A 15965-nucleotide genomic window follows, 5' to 3' on the forward strand; every position below is an offset into this window, starting at 1 on the left:
GGAGGGTTCACATCCTTCACTAACTGTTAAATTACTTCCTTACTTCTAGCAAAGTTTAAGATGAAGTACAGATTATAATGAGCGTGCAAAAAATTTCTTATATAATAGAGGAAATAATTTAGGAATAGTTAAATTTGATATGCCTAAATCGTTAGATGAGCTTATAAATGAAAATACAATACTTTCAATCCACCATACTAAGGGTAAATATCCTGAAAATAGTTGAACAAAAAACGCCAGGAAATCCATATGATTTGCCAGCAACTTGGATTGAATGAAGAGAAGAAAACACCAGAATGGCAGGATATTAAGATAATAATAAAAGGAGTAGATTATGATATTAGAACCGCTTTATGCCGAAAACATTATAGTAGCCGTCATATATAAAAATGAGTTTAGATGGTATGTAACAGATAAAGAACTATGGTTTTTAGATTATAATAAATTAGATCAAGCATATAAAAATATAGGTATAAGCATTGAAGATAATGATGAAACGGAAGAAAGAAATGGAATAAAAGTATTAGATCATGAAAATGTAGAAGTATTTTTAGTAAGGATTAATCAATATAAAACAACTAAAGAAGAATTAAATTATTTACTACTTGAAAATATTAAAAGGAAGAATGCAGGAGAAGATCTATTAGATTATAGTCCAGTCTTATTAATTAACTTTGATAATAAAATACTATATTCAATGTTTCCAGAACCGGCATCATACGAAAACTATGTTCCAAAAGATTGGATTGGTACATATGAAGATTTCACTGAACTCATACCTACATCAGAGAGATATTGGATAAATAAGTTTAATAATAATCTACTTTTACTATAAATGTAAGTAAGACAAGAGTAATGATTGTATAAGAATTTATTACCTTAATAGAGCTTATGAAATTAATAGAGAAGTAAATAGAATCACTAAAGCCAGAAATAAAGGAGTAAAATAGTCATGAAATATCCATATAGTTTTGAAGTACTTAACAGTAGTGATTTAGTTATGAGACTTCCTCAAGAAATAAAACTTGTTGAAACTTTTTTAGGAATTGAAGTTTCAGCTTTTGGAGATTGGATTTTAGAAGAAATACATAGTGTTTTAAACGGAGAAAAAAATTATGTAGTAGTGAATGGCAACATTTGCGGTTTAGAAATCCGGAACGATATAACTACTGTGTTAGACAATTTAGCCGAAGATGGTAAAGGCGAATATTGTGAGATTGAAACAATGAAATTGGTAGAATTGATTCATATTTGGTTAAATAAACGAAAAGAATATAAAAAAGATAACGGAGTGTAATAATTTAAATAGATGGTCTCTTCATGTGAAGCCGACTTTATTTTATTCATATACATTTTAATCACAAGGCGTATTAATATATGTTCCAAACTTTACGCGTAGGGTTTCCTACGCTATTTATTTTGCTCATTGAGGTCAATCTTTCCTGTCCTTCCCCTCTTCTACTTTTACCGACGATACTATTCTATATCAAAACGTATTTCACATAAAACGAGAAATCATTATTTACCATATTGCCCTTAGTTACGGAAACAATTATACTAGATGTAATCAGAATAAATAATCTGAATATTCTTAGAATTAAAGATAAAATCTTTAATTCCCGCAATTAGATGGATACATACTATTTTCCACTAAATAGATTAGCAAACGATAATAACATTAGGAGGATTACGATGCACCAGCTTGATTCATTACATCCCATTATAGAAAAAATAATTAACAATATTGAAAAGTTAATGGTCGGAAAACGAAAAGAAACGATCTTAGCTTTGACAGCGCTCTTAGCTGAAGGTCATGTACTATTAGAAGATGTGCCTGGCGTTGGGAAAACAATGTTAGTACGTGCTCTTTCTAAATCCATTGATGCTGATTACAAGCGCATTCAATTTACACCTGATTTACTGCCGTCAGATGTAACAGGAGTTTCTATTTATAATCCGAAAGAGCTCCAATTTGAGTTCAAGCCTGGACCAATCATGGGGAATTTTATACTTGCTGATGAAATTAATCGTACATCTCCAAAAACACAATCTGCCTTACTTGAAAGTATGGAAGAAGGCAATATTACAATAGATGGCATGACAAGACCGTTACCAAAACCGTTCTTTGTAATGGCTACACAAAATCCGGTCGAATATGAGGGAACATATCCTTTGCCAGAAGCACAGCTCGATCGTTTCTTATTGAAACTAAAAATGGGATATCCTACACCAGAAGAAGAGTTTGAAATTTTAAACAGGATGGAAAAAACAAATCCCCTCTCCCATTTACAAGCTATTACAACAATAGAAGAATTACTTTATTTACAACAGAGCGTACGGGAAATAAGCATGGACAAAGCAATCAAGCATTACATTGTAAAGCTTGTTAGCCAGACTCGTTCTTATAGTTCTATACAGCTTGGTGCAAGTCCACGTGGCTCGATTGCTTTAATGAAAGCTTCACAAGCTTATGCATTTATCCATGGTAGAAATTATGTTATTCCAGACGATGTTAAATTTTTAGCCCCCTACGTGTTAGCTCACAGACTCATTCTAAAAATGGAGGCAAAATTTGAAGGAATTACAGGAGAACAAGTTATCGCAAAAATAGTTGCGCGAACTACCGTACCTACTCAAAGGAAGATGAACCTTTGATGAAACGGATACTACGAGCACTCTATCATTTTACTAAGTTATCACTCATTCCGTTATGCCTAGTCTTAACATTTGTATACGCTATGCTTCAAGGAGGATTTGTAAGTTGGTTTTTGTTTTACAGTATGATTCCTATTGGCCTTTATTCACTACTGCTTCCCTTCTATGCTTTACGGAACGCCGAGGTAAAACGAACAACAAATCAAGACGAATATGTAGCAGGAGAACCCTTTTTAAGTACGATTACACTAAAAAGAAGTTTTCCTTTTCCCTTACTGTATTTAATTATAGAAGATGTGCTGCCATCACAATTTACAAATTGTAAACAAACGAAGATGAATAAAGTAATACTCTTTCCAGGATTGAAACGAAATATTTCGTTTCAATATGCAATTGACACAATACCTAGAGGAGAGCACACTTTTTCAAGCGTACGTGTCAAAACTGGTGATTTATTCGGTATGATGGAGAAAGAAGTAACTTTTTCAGTTCCAGATACATTTTTAGTCTACCCTCAGTATGTAGATATAACATATCGACAAATGGAAAATCATTTCGAACAAGGAGCACTTTCAGCAAATATAAATTTAGTAAAAGACTCTACCATTTCTGTCGGTGTGAGAGACTATAAACCTGGTGACCGCTTTTCATGGATTGATTGGAAAGCAACTGCACGAACAAACAACATTATGACGAAAGAGTTTGAACAACAGCGCAGCCATAATATTATGATATTCATGGACAGAACCCCATCCCCTCTATTCGAATCAGTCGTCACATTTACTGCCTCTATTGTCAGGTCTGTCTTGAAGCAAAATTCACCGGCGTCATTCGTATCTGTCGGAAAAGAACGAACTTTTTTCCCTTTAGACAATGGAGATAGTCAGTTACATCAAATCTTTTGTCATTTAGCGAAGGTACAAGCAGATAGTGTATTCCCACTCTCCCGGAGTGTAGAAATGGAATTAAGAAAAATTTATGAGCCCGTCACGATTATACTCGTGACAAGCGATCTTTCTCCCGATATTCAAAAGGCGGCTGACTTTGCTGCTATAAAAAATAGAAGATTAATGGTGTTTGTCGTAAAAGAAAAAGCAAATCAACTCTCACACCGAGAACTCAGTATTCTAGAAACTCTACAAAAACGAAAAATATTTGTAAATGTGGTTTATGGAAACCAGTATACAAACGTGTTTTTTGAGGTGAGCAAATGATAACATTACAGGTAAAAAAACAATTGGATATGACTAGATTTTTCATGCATGCATGCGCATTTCTACTTTTACTAGAATGGCTAAGGCCCCTTATAGGTATTACAAACGTAGGTAGATTAGATATTTTCATAATATTTATAGGGATTTGCTTCACGCTCTCTTTTTTTCAAACAAGGTGGCAGATTCCAATAAAGATCGTCACAATTTTATTCATCATTCATTTCCTATATTATAAAAACACTTTTATAAATCCATCTTGGCTAATGAAATTTTTTACTGATATTTCTCGAAATGCCTCCTTGTTATTTCAGGGGAATTTGCAAGATGTTTCTCCAGTTTTTCCAACACTTTTATTTTTTTTATCCTTTTGGTTTTTGAGTGCTTTCATCTCTTTTTGGATGATTCATAAAAAACGTGGGCTGTTATTTCTTATATTGACTATTATTTATATCACCGTTTTTCATAACTTACATTTATATCATGCAAACTACGCTATTATTCGTACTGTTGTCATCGGCTTTTTTATGCTTAGTCTTCTCCGCATAGAACGAATAAAAGAGATGGAACACTTTCAAAATTATGCTAGAGAAATCTCAAAATTACTTAAATCTCTTACAATATTTATTGTATTTTCAGCAACTATCGCATACTTTGCTCCAAAATTTGGTCCTCAATGGCCAAACCCAATGGATTTTTTAAAATTCAACACATCCGAAGCAAGTAAGAAGCAAGAAGTTTCTAAAATTGGGTATGGTTTAGATGACTCGAGATTAGGTGGTCCTTTTAAGGCTGATCCTACAATTGTTTTCACAGCACAAACGCAAAACAAACAATATTGGAGAGTCGAAACGAAAGATTTTTATACAGGAAAAGGCTGGGAAGTTTCTGAAAATCAAAAAAAGATTTCTTTTAAAAGTAAAAACGACGTCGTGAGCTGGTACGAACAAAATACAAAAACGGAGACAACAAAGGCAACAATCAACATGCAAAAAAGTTATCCTCACCTTACCTATCCAGCAGGGTTAATCTCAGTTGAGGCTTCCTCAGATGTATCATACAGCGTTGACCCATTTTCTGAAAAAATCTATACGATGGACGGAGGTTCTTCTACTACTTTACATTCATATAAAGTAACATATGGGGTCCCGGAGTTTTCCATAGAAAACTTGAAAGCTGTAAAAACGAATGAAGGTCAAGAAACAAATCCTTATTTCATGACAAAGTACACGCAACTTCCCGAATCATTACCGCAGCGAGTAAGAGACTTAGCTATTAATCTAACAAATGATAAAAACAACCGATATGATAAAGTATTAGCTATTGAAAATTACTTCACCGACCATTCTTTCGTATATGAAACAATGAATGTGTTGTTCCCTGCCAAAAATCAAGATTATGTTGATCAATTCCTTTTTGATACAAAAAGCGGCTACTGTAATAATTTTTCGACATCTATGATCGTGTTACTTCGTTCTGCTGGGATTCCTGCTCGATGGGTAAAAGGTTATACAGAAGGAACTCTTGATAACACACTAGTTGGTGCAGAAGGTGAGGATGTATATAAAATCGCGAACGATAACGCACACTCTTGGGTCGAAGTATATTTCCCAGGATACGGATGGATTCCATTCGAACCAACAAAAGGATTTACCAATCCCTATAATTTCACAAATAATACTCCTGCTCCTACTACACAAAATAGCGAAGAAACTAATTCTCAAAATGCGCAAATGCACCAAAGAAACAATGAAGCAAAGCTCAAAAGTTTAATTGAAGATACAGAAGACGCTCCTACTAAAAAGCTTACAAATTCTAAAAATGGACTTTCTTGGTGGTACGTATTCCTCTCTACGATACCAATTAGTATCATCGGATACATTCTCTTCACCACTAGAATGAAATGGATTACATTTTTTATTATTCTTTTCTACAAATACCGAAAAGATGATGCTGTTTATAGCAAAGCTTACGGTGCACTTTTAAAACAATTTGGCAGAATTGGTATACCGCGAGGGGAAAGTCAAACATTCCGAGAATATGCTCTCCACATTGATACACTTTACAACTCGGCTCATATGCAACAACTTACTTTCAGTTATGAGAACGCTATGTATCAAAAGGGACAGGCCGCAGCAGAATGGAAGAAATCCGTACACATATGGGAAATTCTTATGAAAAAAGCAGCCTCTCCGCCTAAATCAAATGACTTCCATTCAGCGATTTAATCTTGATAATGTGAGTTGAAAGAAAACGCCTCAAAGAACTACATTGTTCTTTGAGGCGTTTTTTAATAAAGTGAAACTTCTAGTTATTCTCCAAGTACCTTCTCAATCTCAACCTCTAAATCCACCGGCTTCGTCTGCGGCGCAAAACGCCCTACTACTTTCCCGTCTTTTCCAATTAAAAACTTCGTAAAGTTCCATTTCACTGCTTTCATACCGAGTAAACCTGGTGCTTGTTCTGTCATGTATGTATACAGGGGATGAGCCTTATCACCTTTCACATCAATCTTTGCAAACATCGGGAAATTCACACCATAGTTTAATTCACAAAAACTAGTAATATCTGCTTCTGTACCTGGTTCTTGTCCTCCGAATTGGTTACAAGGGAAACCGAGTATTTCTAGTCCTTGGTCTTTATATTTATCATATACTTCTTGTAATCCTTTATATTGTGGTGTAAAACCACATTTGCTAGCTACATTTACAATAAGAAGTGCTTTTCCTTCGTAATCTTTTAACGATTTATCTTCTCCTGTTATCGTTTTAGCTGAAAAATCATAAATTGTCATTGTCCTGCCCCTCTCTTCACTATCATTCCATGTTTATACTATACTACATTCGTGAATATACAGCTCTTTTTACGTACTTATAAGCTGAAATGATAGCGCTTTGTTTTTGTTCGAAAATTCGACACAGACTACTAGACTTTTATGATGGAAAGTTTTACAATTGAAATGTGAACAAAATGTGACAGTTTATATTCCATTATAAAAGAAAAGGATGGTGTCCATTATGAAAACTGCACAACATGAAACGATTTCAAATCGCGAGTTTTATTTCGTACTATATATGATGTTATTGTATGTTACTGGCTGGGTAATCGATGTAAATGGTTTATTCTTAAGCTCCTACTTTAATTTAGCAGGAGAGATTATGCTTCCATTAGTTGGCGGCATTGTTGGGCTGTTTGTTATGTCTATCAATAAAGAACAAACGAAATAATAACACTTTAAAAGGGCAGAAGACGAGCTTTCGTTTTCTGCCTTTTTTCTATTTTAGCGTATAATAGAAACATGCAGTAAATAAGGAGTGGTAATGATGAAAAAAGTAGAGCAATTATCTTCTCACCTATATCTTATTGATGATTTTGATTTACAACATAATGAACGAACTGGTACGTACGTTTTATTAGGTGACGATATTACTTTAATTGAAACTTGTGCAGCCCCTTCTCTTCCGTATATTTTAGACGGCTTACAACAATTACATATTGATTTAAACGAAGTTAAAAACATTATCGTTACACATGTTCATTTAGATCACGCCGGGGCTGCTGGTTTAATGATGGAAAAGTGTCCAAATGCTACTTTATATGTGCATTCTCGCGGTGCTCGTCATATGATTGATCCAACAAAACTCATTTTAGGCGCAAAAGCTGTATACAAAGAAGATTTCGATAAACTATTTGATCCAATTCTTCCTATAGAAGAAGAACGTGTTCATATTGTACAAAATGGTGATACATTACAGATTGCAAAAGACCGCATCCTGACGTTTTATGATACACCGGGACATGCTAAGCACCATATTAGCATTCACGATTCATTAACAAATGGCATTTTTACTGGCGATACAATAGGAATTTACTATAGAGAACTCGCAGACCTTGGTGTAGAACTATATTTACCATCAACGTCCCCTTCACAATTCCAACCAGATGCGATGATTGCTTCTAAGAATCACATTCAAAGTATGAATGTAGATACTATTTATTTCGGTCATTACGGTGCATCATCCAATGTTACAGAAGTATATAACCAGCTTGAACATTGGTTACCTATTTTCGTTCATACTGGTAAAGAGGTCTTTGAACAGTATAATGATTTCGATGAAGCGACTAAAGCTTTACAAACTATATTAATGGATAAGATCTCTTCTCACCTCACAAAGTTAAACGTTCCATCAGATCATTCCGTTTATAACATTTTACATCTAGATATAGAAATTAGTGCGATGGGCATTATAGATTATTTCACGAAGCAAGAAAAAGCAAACCCCACTATTAAATAACCGTAAAAGAAGAGATATACAACAGTAGTTATTGTATATCTCTTTTTTCTTTGAATATATTTTGAGTAAAGGATGGTGGAATGCAATGCAAAAAGTAATGCTATACCTCTGCTTTACATTATTTATCGTCTTATTATTATTTGTCGGAGTGAAAATTCAATTTTATTTAGATACAGATGCGCAGGTGAATTTTAACGTTTATCCAAGATTATTCTACTTTACACTCTTCCCTCTTATAGTTGGCATTTTATTACGATTTCTTCAATCCATTAATCGCGAAACAAGTAAACAAAACTGGCGCTTTCAACCGGATAAATTTATCGCTATTACTGTGCCTACGCTATTCATTTCCTTTTCTCCAGCTCTACTCTTTTCACCAGTTGGTGCGTACCTACCTTATTTAGCAAATATTATTCTTATAAATACAACTTTTGTTACGATAATTAGTTTAATAGCTGGTTATTCCCTTTTAGATTGTTTTATACAAAAAGATAAGGAGCATAGTAAGGAATATAACTAAGTGATTTCCCACTTTTATTTTATTAAGCAAATCAAGATAATTATGCCCTGACTTGTATGCAAAAGAACTTAATGTTCAATTTTTAAGTGTCGTTGGTTATGGTAGTTTATTTATAAGTGCAATACTCCTTGTAAGAGTTGCTATACATACGGTAAGGAAATTTATGTAATAACAAAACGAGTATGAAATCGCATAGATTTTATACTCGTTTTTTATTGTTCATATTTTTAATCGGTAATAGGAAATTTATGTTAAACTTAAGAAAGTCGTGCACTAAGTCAAAATACATTTCAAACAAGGGAGACTTATTATGAAATTAGGTACTTTCTCGTTTCTAACGTTTCTCGCAAGTATATGTTCTTTCTTTATTTTAAGAGGACCTCATGCAAATTTAACTTTAATTATTGCGATTCTCAGTATACTTTCATTACTCGGAATTATTTTTGCGATCGCATCAAAAAATTGGTTATTCGGAATAGTTGGTACAGCATTAAATGCAGTAATATTAGTATTTGTATATTTCTTATTGCTAGCAAAAGGAATAGGTGGTTAATATGTTTACGTTTCAATAAGAAAACCTCACAGCTTAGGCTATGAGCTTTTTTATTTATCGTACCTTTTCATCTACATACTCCATAAACTGCTCTGCTTTCATAAATCTTTCTTTGTACGCCTCAGGTATATCTTCTACTTTTATTCCACCAGTTGATTTAGTCTTCACTCGTACTATTTCATGTGTCATTAAAGCTTCCATATAGCGATCAAACTCTTCTTGTGTTAATACTTCTTTACTAGATTTATGACCATTTAATTTATCAAAGTATGGTTGAAGGCTCATACTTAAATTTTTCATTTCTTCTCTTTTTCCTAGTGATAATTGATCATAATCAATATTACCGTTCGAATCCCCGTACTCAAGTTTTGCATTTGTTAATTTCTTCAGTTCTGTTGTAAACTCTTCATATTCCTTCGCACCCATTTCATCTTTCGCTTCTGATAATTTTGCATTAAAACGCATATACGCTTCTAATGTCATTGCTCCAGCATGTTTTTTTAAATTCTCAAAAGATCCGTATATACCATCCGCCATAATAGATTGGTAAGCAAAACCAGTCGTTGGGATTAAAAATACTGCTGCAAGCACTCCTGCAATAAGTCGCTTCTTCCTTTTGTTACCCCTGCGATTCATTTTAATCTGAACAATTACTTTTTCTTTTAACTCCGGCGGGGCAACAATCCCCTTCGCTTCTTCTTGTATAGATTCTCTAACTCTACAATCTAAGCTCATTTCACATTCCCTACCTCTCCTAAAAAGATTTCTTCTATTTGTTCTTTTTGGCGTAGTTTCTTTAATGCCGCATGAATTCTAGACTTAACTGTACCGATTGGAATATGTAATATTTGTGCTACTTCTTCTTGAGAGTAATCGTGTAAGTATCTTAAGATAATAACTTGTTTCAATTTATACGGTAACTTATGAATGAGTTCGATTAATTTTTGATTTGATATTTTACTTACAACATCGTTAGAAAAATCAATTTGTACTGGTTTTCTTTGCTCTTCTGCTTTTTTTACAATTCGCAGTCGCATCCATCTCTTTCTTCTATAAGAATGAATTTGTTTAATTGCAAGTCCAATTAGCCAAGGACGAAATGGCTTCTCGACATCATATTTACGAAGCGATTCATATAGTTGTATGTATATTTCCTGAACGATATCATCTACATCCGTTTTATCTTCTATTAAAAAATGTGCTGTTTTATATACTTCTTGAATCGTTTTATCGTACAATTCGCTATATGCTTCTTTATTGCCTGATAAAGTTAATTGGATTAAATCTGAATACAATGTTTCATCCTTCATGTACCTTCCCTCCCTTGTCATACACTATATATTGGCAAGTAATTGATGTTTCGTTCGATTTTTTCAAACATTTTTTATATAAATTAATATAATGATTCAATGAGTTCATAAGCTTCACTTATAACCTTGCATAACTATTATATAATTTTCCAATTTCTAATGAAGACTTAAAATGATTTATATAGTTAAATTTAGGAGGATATATGATGAAAGCTATCGTTGTAACGTCGTTCGGTGGTCCTGAAGTGATGCAATATACAGATGTGGATATACCGGTTATTTCAGAAGATCAAGTTTTAATTCGTGTTGTTGCTACTAGTGTAAATTTCGCCGATATTAAATCACGATATGGAAAAAAAGGAAATAAAGCACTACCTTTTATTCCAGGTATAGATGCCGCTGGTATTGTAGAACGTGTCGGTTCTCATGTGAAAAATATTTATCCTGGACAACGTGTCATTGCTTTTCCTCAAAATGGATCTTACGCTGAATACGTTGTTTCAAATGAAAATCTTACTTTCGTATTACCTGATGAAGTTGACTTTCAAATTGCAGCTGCTTGTCCGATCGTATCTTTTACAAGTTATAATTTACTCGCAAATGTTGCACGACTTCAACAAGGCGAATCAGTACTCATTCATGCGGCTGCTGGTGGAATTGGTACTACAGCGATTCAACTTGCAAAACGATTAGGGGCTGGAACCGTTATCGGTACTGTCGGAAATGAAGCGAAAAGTAAAATCGCTTTAGACGCTGGAGCTGATTATGTTATATGTCATCAAGATGTAGATTTTGTAGAGAAAGTCAATGAGCTGACAAATGGTGAAGGGGTTGATGTAATTTTAGATTCTATTTCTGGAACGGTTTCGGAAAGAAGTTTAAAATGTCTTGCTTATTACGGTCGCCTCGTTCATTTCGGTAATGCAAGCGGTGAAATTGGTAACTTTCAAACGAAAGATTTACACGCAAGTTGCCGCTCTATACTCGGTTTTAGCTTTGGTACTACACGAAAAAAACGTCCTGAACTACTCCAAGAAACTGCAAATGAAGTTTTCCGTTATTTACGTGATGGCCGTCTGAAAATGAAAGCTGCGAAATCTTTTCCACTTCAAGATGCAGGGAAAGCACATGAATGGGTCGAAAGTAGAAAAAGTACAGGGAAAGTAATACTAACTGTTCAGTCCCCTTCCTGAAATGAATACTTGAAACCGAGGTGTCATTCATGGGATCACGAATTATGCATGCTATTATCGCTAACAGGATTGCCGAAAAACTAAATATCCAAGATAAAACTTCTTTCATACTTGGAGGCGTAGCCCCCGATGCTGTGCATTCAAAGATAGAAAAAGTCACCTCACATTTTTACGCTGGCTCAACAAAAGACTATACGAGACGAATTGATTATGAATCATTTATTCATAAATATAAAGATTATATGGAGTCCCCTTTTCTCCTAGGCTATTGCACCCACCTCATTGCCGATGATAATTGGCTAAGCGGCTTTTTTCTACCTTGGCTTAAAAACAGAATCGAAAATGACGAAACTATCGCGCCTATGTACTACAACGACTTTAAATTATTGAACGCAAAATTACTTTATCATTACGATAAAGAACAACGGCTCTTCTCTCTTCTCAATCAAGAGGCTCACATTATAGATATTGAAGAGGTTTCTAAAGAAAACGTTTTAGCTTTTCGAAAGTATCTTTTTGAAGATATGTTGTATCCAAAGCAACATTTACATGAAGACTTACAAGTATTTACGTTTAATCAAATCATTGGTTATATTGAGACAGCTATTAAAAAAGGCGTATTTTATATTAATCAACTCTCTAATGAAAAATCCACTTCAAACATGTAATCCCCCTCAATATATTTGAGGGGGATTTTCACATAGCAATATTATTATTTGTTCTTTTCCATAACCGCAAAATAATTGCCTTCACTATCAGCAAAGTTAAACACTTTACCAGAAGGCATAGTTACCATTTCGCCAACAGTAACATTTTTATTTTTTAAATCTGTATATAGTTGATCAAGATTTTCTGAGAAGAACATTAGGGACGGTGTACCAAGATTTAATTCTGGGCTCATCTTAGAAATAACTTCTTTATTATGTAATATAATGCTCGTTTCTGCACCGCTATTCGGAGCAATTTCAATCCATCTCATTCCTTGCTTGTTATCTTCCTCTGCAACTACATGAAACCCTACCTTTTCCGTCCAAAAATGTACTGCCTCATCTTGATTATTTACATATAACATAATTTGTCCGACTTTATGAATCATTGTTTTTCCCCCTAATGGTTTTAATATTCTATGTAGGTTTCTACAGGTACTATTATTATTCCTTTTTTCATTCAGTTGAATACTTGTAAATCGCTAGTTAGTGAACTGTGAACTACCCACCACTTAGTATCTCTTACGTGCTTACCCGGAAGTGGAGGCTTCTCGGTTCATCGTTACTTTTGATAGCTAACCCCTTGTTCCAAAGGTCATTTTGTTACTATTTATGCCAACGCTAAGAAGCTTATGGCTTCTTTTTTGATATTGATAGCTGCGTTATAATCACGACTGATTGTGAGTCCACATAATGGCATTTCTTTTTTATTTTCACAACGACTACACATCTTTGTAGAAGGAAACCATTTATCTATTTTTACAAGCTGTTTACCTTGTTCTTGTAGCTTATATGCTAAAAAAGGGCGTGAGCATCCGCCAACCGTTATCCGCTACACTCTTACCAAATCTAAGTACTCGTGACATTCCTTTCATATTGTATTTAATAAATCATGGTAATGTTTAAGGTCGATTATGGCTATAACTCTATATAAGCTTTTTCCCCACCTGGAATCTTAAATTTCTTTACATCATATTCTTTAATTATATATTTCTTTATCGCTTCAAAATCTTTACCAAAAGCAAGAATTGGATTTTTTGAGAAATATATTATTTCTTCCTCGTCATAAATTCGGGCTTTGATTACTTCTTTGTCAGAGTGAAACGATAAATTGACTCCTTTGTAAAAATATTCATAGTATCCCTCTTCATCCTGTTCACTCTTATCTTCAAAAGGAACAGATTCAATATGATATATAGTTCCATTTACATTTATTGATTTCATACAACACTACTCCTTTTTAAGAATATCCATCAGAACGTAAAGTGATAATAAAGTTGTTTAAATGTTGTTCAACTAAAACACCCGTTAGTTCACTTAAGGTAATCCTATTAAACCTGGAGTAACTCCTTCTATTCTTGCCCAGTCAAATAAAGTTTCAACTATCATTTGATTCTTACATTTAATTTTTAATAAACTGCCTTCTGAAGTCGTACTTATTTCAAAATGCTCAATGATATTTTCTGTTCCTAAACTTTCTATTGTTAAATTGCGAATAGTAAAGAAAGAGATTTCTACATAAATTACATCCCACTTATTCCAGCGTTTAGGTTTATATTCAACGTTTTCTTTTGTCATCAATTGGATAACTAAGGTAGGGCCATCCCTTTTAAGACACACTTCTAATAACTCTGCGTCTTCAAATTTTGGTATTTTTCCAAAAATGCTAATTAACGCCTGGGGATTTAAAATTTTTAATTGATCAATCATTTTTATACTCCCTATTTATTATTCCTCTTCTCAAAATAATAATGTTTCTCCATCCCATCTACTTGTCCCATTCTTGTATTGTACTCAGGTCTTTCATTTTAATGAGTTGGTTGATCTCCAATGCCACGTTTCCCGAAGATATGACCGGCTAAATGATCTAGAATTATAATTTTTTATCCATCGACTTCATATGTGAATTCCTGGGTCATAATAGGCTGTTTTTTATCGTTTAGTATCCATTTTTTGAAGAGTCAATGGGCTTTATGTCGCAACACTCAAAATGAATTTCATAATATTCTTCCTCAGAAAATATTTGTACAATTTGTCCCGTGCCCTTATCAGCAATTGTAAATTCGTTAGTTTCAGAAATGTCCCAAAGCTCCTCAATAAATTTTGTGAAGTTCAATATCCTAACATTTGCCCATATCGGTTCTAAACAATTAGGAACTAATATAAAATATTCTGTTATATGATTTGAAAAATTTAAAGAAGCTAAAGAATTTTCAATCCATAAAATATACTTACTTTTAACATTACCAATTGGAATACAAAACTTTGGTTTAGAGTCAACCTTACGAAACTTTTTCAATGGTATATCGAATAGTTCTATCCATGCAGAATCGGGATTTTCAAATTCAATAAATTTTAAATTTGAAAATAGGCTAATGATTTTTTCAGCACTAATTAATGCCTTCTTCCTACGAATCCTATCATTTTGATATATCATAATCTATACGCCTCTCATTTATTATAATAAGTATGATGATCGTTATTAAGCCTGAAATGTTCAAATATCTTTTCTTCATAAAAATCCTGTCTTTTTTCAAGACAATTATGGATGGTATCTTCCTTTCACGAGCTGTTGTAGACCCACTCTGTATTCCACGTTCAATAATATTTTTTCATAATAATTCAATTCTATCTTAAGGTCAGGGAAGGTTTTCGGCATTCTCGTTCGCCAGGGGTTCGCAAAATCTGTGTAATATTTAAAACTTCGATTCTAAAACACCACGTTTTATGGGGGAGAGATAAATCCCTTTAAATATATTTGCATTACTTCGGATATGTCCACTTTATTCTACTGATAGTTCTCTATGGAAAACAACTATAAAATATGGAGTAATTAAATTTAAGTGAAAAAAGACCACACTTTCTAGTGTTTTTTACGCTTCAATATCTTTCCCTTCTGCTACCACTGTATCTCGCCACAACACAAGTAGTTTTCTAAATTCAGAGGTCTCAATTTTACATTGGTTATTTGGGGCACTCATAAATAAGTTAATAGCACTAGTATAATTAGGTTCAATGTAGACTGCTGCTACGTTCCCTTCTATTTCATATTGTGGAACTTCTTGCTTCACTACAGTATCTAAAATCTGTATATACTCATCTGCTTCATCATCTAAAATATCTTCTAAAAAATGAGAAATTATAGAAATCTCTTTGGGTAAACGTATTCTTAATCCGCCGAGTCCATCACGATAAAATTCGTATATGTATTCCATTTTTCACCTCCTAGTATAAATAGATTACATATTTATTATCTCATTATTCTGTATAATTATTTCTATTTTAAATCTGAGAGAGGTTTTTCTTACATATCTAACTGTATCGACTTCAATCTTATTATTATTTGCTTCTCACGCTTTGGAATTAACAGTTACTGTCGTACGTATTGCATGTGGTATTGTTTTTGAACTGCTTCAGAATCAGAACTCATTTGCGTAGCAATTTTTTCAGCTTTTTGAACATCACTTTGAAAGATTGCCATTATAATATAACTCCTTACTGTAATATGTTTTTTAATTACA

The 15965-nt window shown here is 33.5% G+C and carries 20 protein-coding genes and 1 pseudogene; 11 read left to right on the forward strand and 10 right to left on the reverse strand.

The window, feature by feature from the left end; translation table 11 throughout:
* The first annotated feature begins 334 nt into the window (after positions 1-334).
* From MNO09_RS20340 to MNO09_RS20360, 5 genes are all read left to right on the forward strand, one after another.
* A complete protein-coding gene (locus MNO09_RS20340; protein WP_000599747.1) occupies positions 335-835 on the forward strand; it encodes a hypothetical protein in 501 nt (166 codons plus the stop codon).
* Between the two features lie 117 nt (positions 836-952).
* Positions 953-1297: a hypothetical protein gene (locus MNO09_RS20345; protein ID WP_000877038.1), complete on the forward strand. Its 345-nt coding sequence runs from the start codon at positions 953-955 to the stop codon at positions 1295-1297.
* Positions 1298-1692: 395 nt separating this feature from the next.
* On the forward strand, positions 1693-2655 hold the full coding sequence (locus MNO09_RS20350; protein WP_000553990.1) for an AAA family ATPase: 963 nt from the start codon (positions 1693-1695) through the stop codon (positions 2653-2655).
* Positions 2655-3869 carry a DUF58 domain-containing protein gene (locus tag MNO09_RS20355; RefSeq protein WP_000821905.1) on the forward strand — a complete coding sequence of 405 codons (1215 nt, stop codon included), beginning with the start codon at positions 2655-2657 and terminating at the stop codon, positions 3867-3869. Before MNO09_RS20350 ends, MNO09_RS20355 begins: the two co-directional genes overlap by 1 nt.
* Entirely contained in the window at positions 3866-6094 is a 2229-nt protein-coding gene (locus MNO09_RS20360) for a transglutaminase TgpA family protein (RefSeq protein ID WP_002096668.1), read from the forward strand. Before MNO09_RS20355 ends, MNO09_RS20360 begins: the two co-directional genes overlap by 4 nt.
* Before the next feature lie 83 nt (positions 6095-6177).
* Here the strand turns inward: MNO09_RS20360 and bsaA are convergent, their stop codons facing one another.
* Positions 6178-6660 carry a glutathione peroxidase gene (gene bsaA / locus MNO09_RS20365; RefSeq protein ID WP_000158179.1) on the reverse strand — a complete coding sequence of 161 codons (483 nt, stop codon included), beginning with the start codon at positions 6658-6660 and terminating at the stop codon, positions 6178-6180.
* A gap of 223 nt (positions 6661-6883) precedes the next feature.
* On the opposite strand from bsaA, the gene MNO09_RS20370 reads away from it, so the two are divergent.
* The 4 genes from MNO09_RS20370 to MNO09_RS20385 all read left to right on the forward strand — a co-directional run bounded on the left by MNO09_RS20370 (position 6884) and on the right by MNO09_RS20385 (position 9234).
* Complete coding sequence (locus tag MNO09_RS20370; RefSeq protein ID WP_000844986.1) at positions 6884-7093, forward strand: DUF3925 domain-containing protein; 210 nt, start codon at positions 6884-6886, stop codon at positions 7091-7093.
* Between the two features lie 96 nt (positions 7094-7189).
* On the forward strand, positions 7190-8161 hold the full coding sequence (locus tag MNO09_RS20375; RefSeq protein WP_000754992.1) for an MBL fold metallo-hydrolase: 972 nt from the start codon (positions 7190-7192) through the stop codon (positions 8159-8161).
* A gap of 85 nt (positions 8162-8246) precedes the next feature.
* On the forward strand, positions 8247-8681 hold the full coding sequence (locus MNO09_RS20380) for a hypothetical protein (RefSeq protein ID WP_001174532.1): 435 nt from the start codon (positions 8247-8249) through the stop codon (positions 8679-8681).
* A 310-nt stretch (positions 8682-8991) separates the two neighbouring features.
* Positions 8992-9234: a hypothetical protein gene (locus MNO09_RS20385; RefSeq protein WP_000766029.1), complete on the forward strand. Its 243-nt coding sequence runs from the start codon at positions 8992-8994 to the stop codon at positions 9232-9234.
* A gap of 54 nt (positions 9235-9288) precedes the next feature.
* Here the strand turns inward: MNO09_RS20385 and MNO09_RS20390 are convergent, their stop codons facing one another.
* Positions 9289-9969 carry a DUF3600 domain-containing protein gene (locus tag MNO09_RS20390; protein WP_000050694.1) on the reverse strand — a complete coding sequence of 227 codons (681 nt, stop codon included), beginning with the start codon at positions 9967-9969 and terminating at the stop codon, positions 9289-9291.
* Positions 9966-10544, reverse strand: a complete 579-nt coding sequence (locus MNO09_RS20395) for a sigma-70 family RNA polymerase sigma factor (RefSeq protein ID WP_000651110.1) — start codon at positions 10542-10544, stop codon at positions 9966-9968. Before MNO09_RS20395 ends, MNO09_RS20390 begins: the two co-directional genes overlap by 4 nt.
* Before the next feature lie 206 nt (positions 10545-10750).
* On the opposite strand from MNO09_RS20395, the gene MNO09_RS20400 reads away from it, so the two are divergent.
* Positions 10751-11737, forward strand: a complete 987-nt coding sequence (locus tag MNO09_RS20400) for a quinone oxidoreductase family protein (RefSeq protein WP_000644660.1) — start codon at positions 10751-10753, stop codon at positions 11735-11737.
* A gap of 29 nt (positions 11738-11766) precedes the next feature.
* The gene (locus MNO09_RS20405; protein ID WP_000535607.1) at positions 11767-12405 is read left to right on the forward strand and encodes a zinc dependent phospholipase C family protein; all 639 of its coding nucleotides are present in this window, start codon (positions 11767-11769) and stop codon (positions 12403-12405) included.
* Positions 12406-12449: 44 nt separating this feature from the next.
* On the opposite strand, the gene MNO09_RS20410 is transcribed toward MNO09_RS20405, so the two are convergent.
* From MNO09_RS20410 to MNO09_RS20435, 7 genes and pseudogenes are all read right to left on the reverse strand, one after another.
* Positions 12450-12833 (reverse strand): VOC family protein, encoded by a 384-nt coding sequence (locus MNO09_RS20410; protein ID WP_000581455.1) that lies wholly within the window; start codon positions 12831-12833, stop codon positions 12450-12452.
* Positions 12834-13054: 221 nt separating this feature from the next.
* Positions 13055-13322, reverse strand: a pseudogene (locus MNO09_RS20415) (zinc ribbon domain-containing protein); the annotation flags it as partial.
* Positions 13323-13362: 40 nt separating this feature from the next.
* The gene (locus MNO09_RS20420; protein WP_000836245.1) at positions 13363-13668 is read right to left on the reverse strand and encodes a hypothetical protein; all 306 of its coding nucleotides are present in this window, start codon (positions 13666-13668) and stop codon (positions 13363-13365) included.
* A gap of 93 nt (positions 13669-13761) precedes the next feature.
* Positions 13762-14154 carry an immunity 50 family protein gene (locus tag MNO09_RS20425; protein WP_000566971.1) on the reverse strand — a complete coding sequence of 131 codons (393 nt, stop codon included), beginning with the start codon at positions 14152-14154 and terminating at the stop codon, positions 13762-13764.
* A 98-nt stretch (positions 14155-14252) separates the two neighbouring features.
* Positions 14253-14324, reverse strand: coding sequence for a hypothetical protein (locus MNO09_RS31080; protein ID WP_478209787.1), 72 nt, complete (start codon positions 14322-14324; stop codon positions 14253-14255).
* 59 nt (positions 14325-14383) lie between these two features.
* On the reverse strand, positions 14384-14881 hold the full coding sequence (locus tag MNO09_RS20430) for a hypothetical protein (RefSeq protein ID WP_000640276.1): 498 nt from the start codon (positions 14879-14881) through the stop codon (positions 14384-14386).
* A 436-nt stretch (positions 14882-15317) separates the two neighbouring features.
* Positions 15318-15659, reverse strand: a complete 342-nt coding sequence (locus tag MNO09_RS20435) for a hypothetical protein (RefSeq protein ID WP_000455778.1) — start codon at positions 15657-15659, stop codon at positions 15318-15320.
* Positions 15660-15965: the final 306 nt, after the last annotated feature.

The organism is Bacillus sp. N5-665, assembly GCF_022637375.2.
In the GTDB taxonomy this organism is placed as follows: domain Bacteria; phylum Bacillota; class Bacilli; order Bacillales; family Bacillaceae_G; genus Bacillus_A; species Bacillus_A wiedmannii.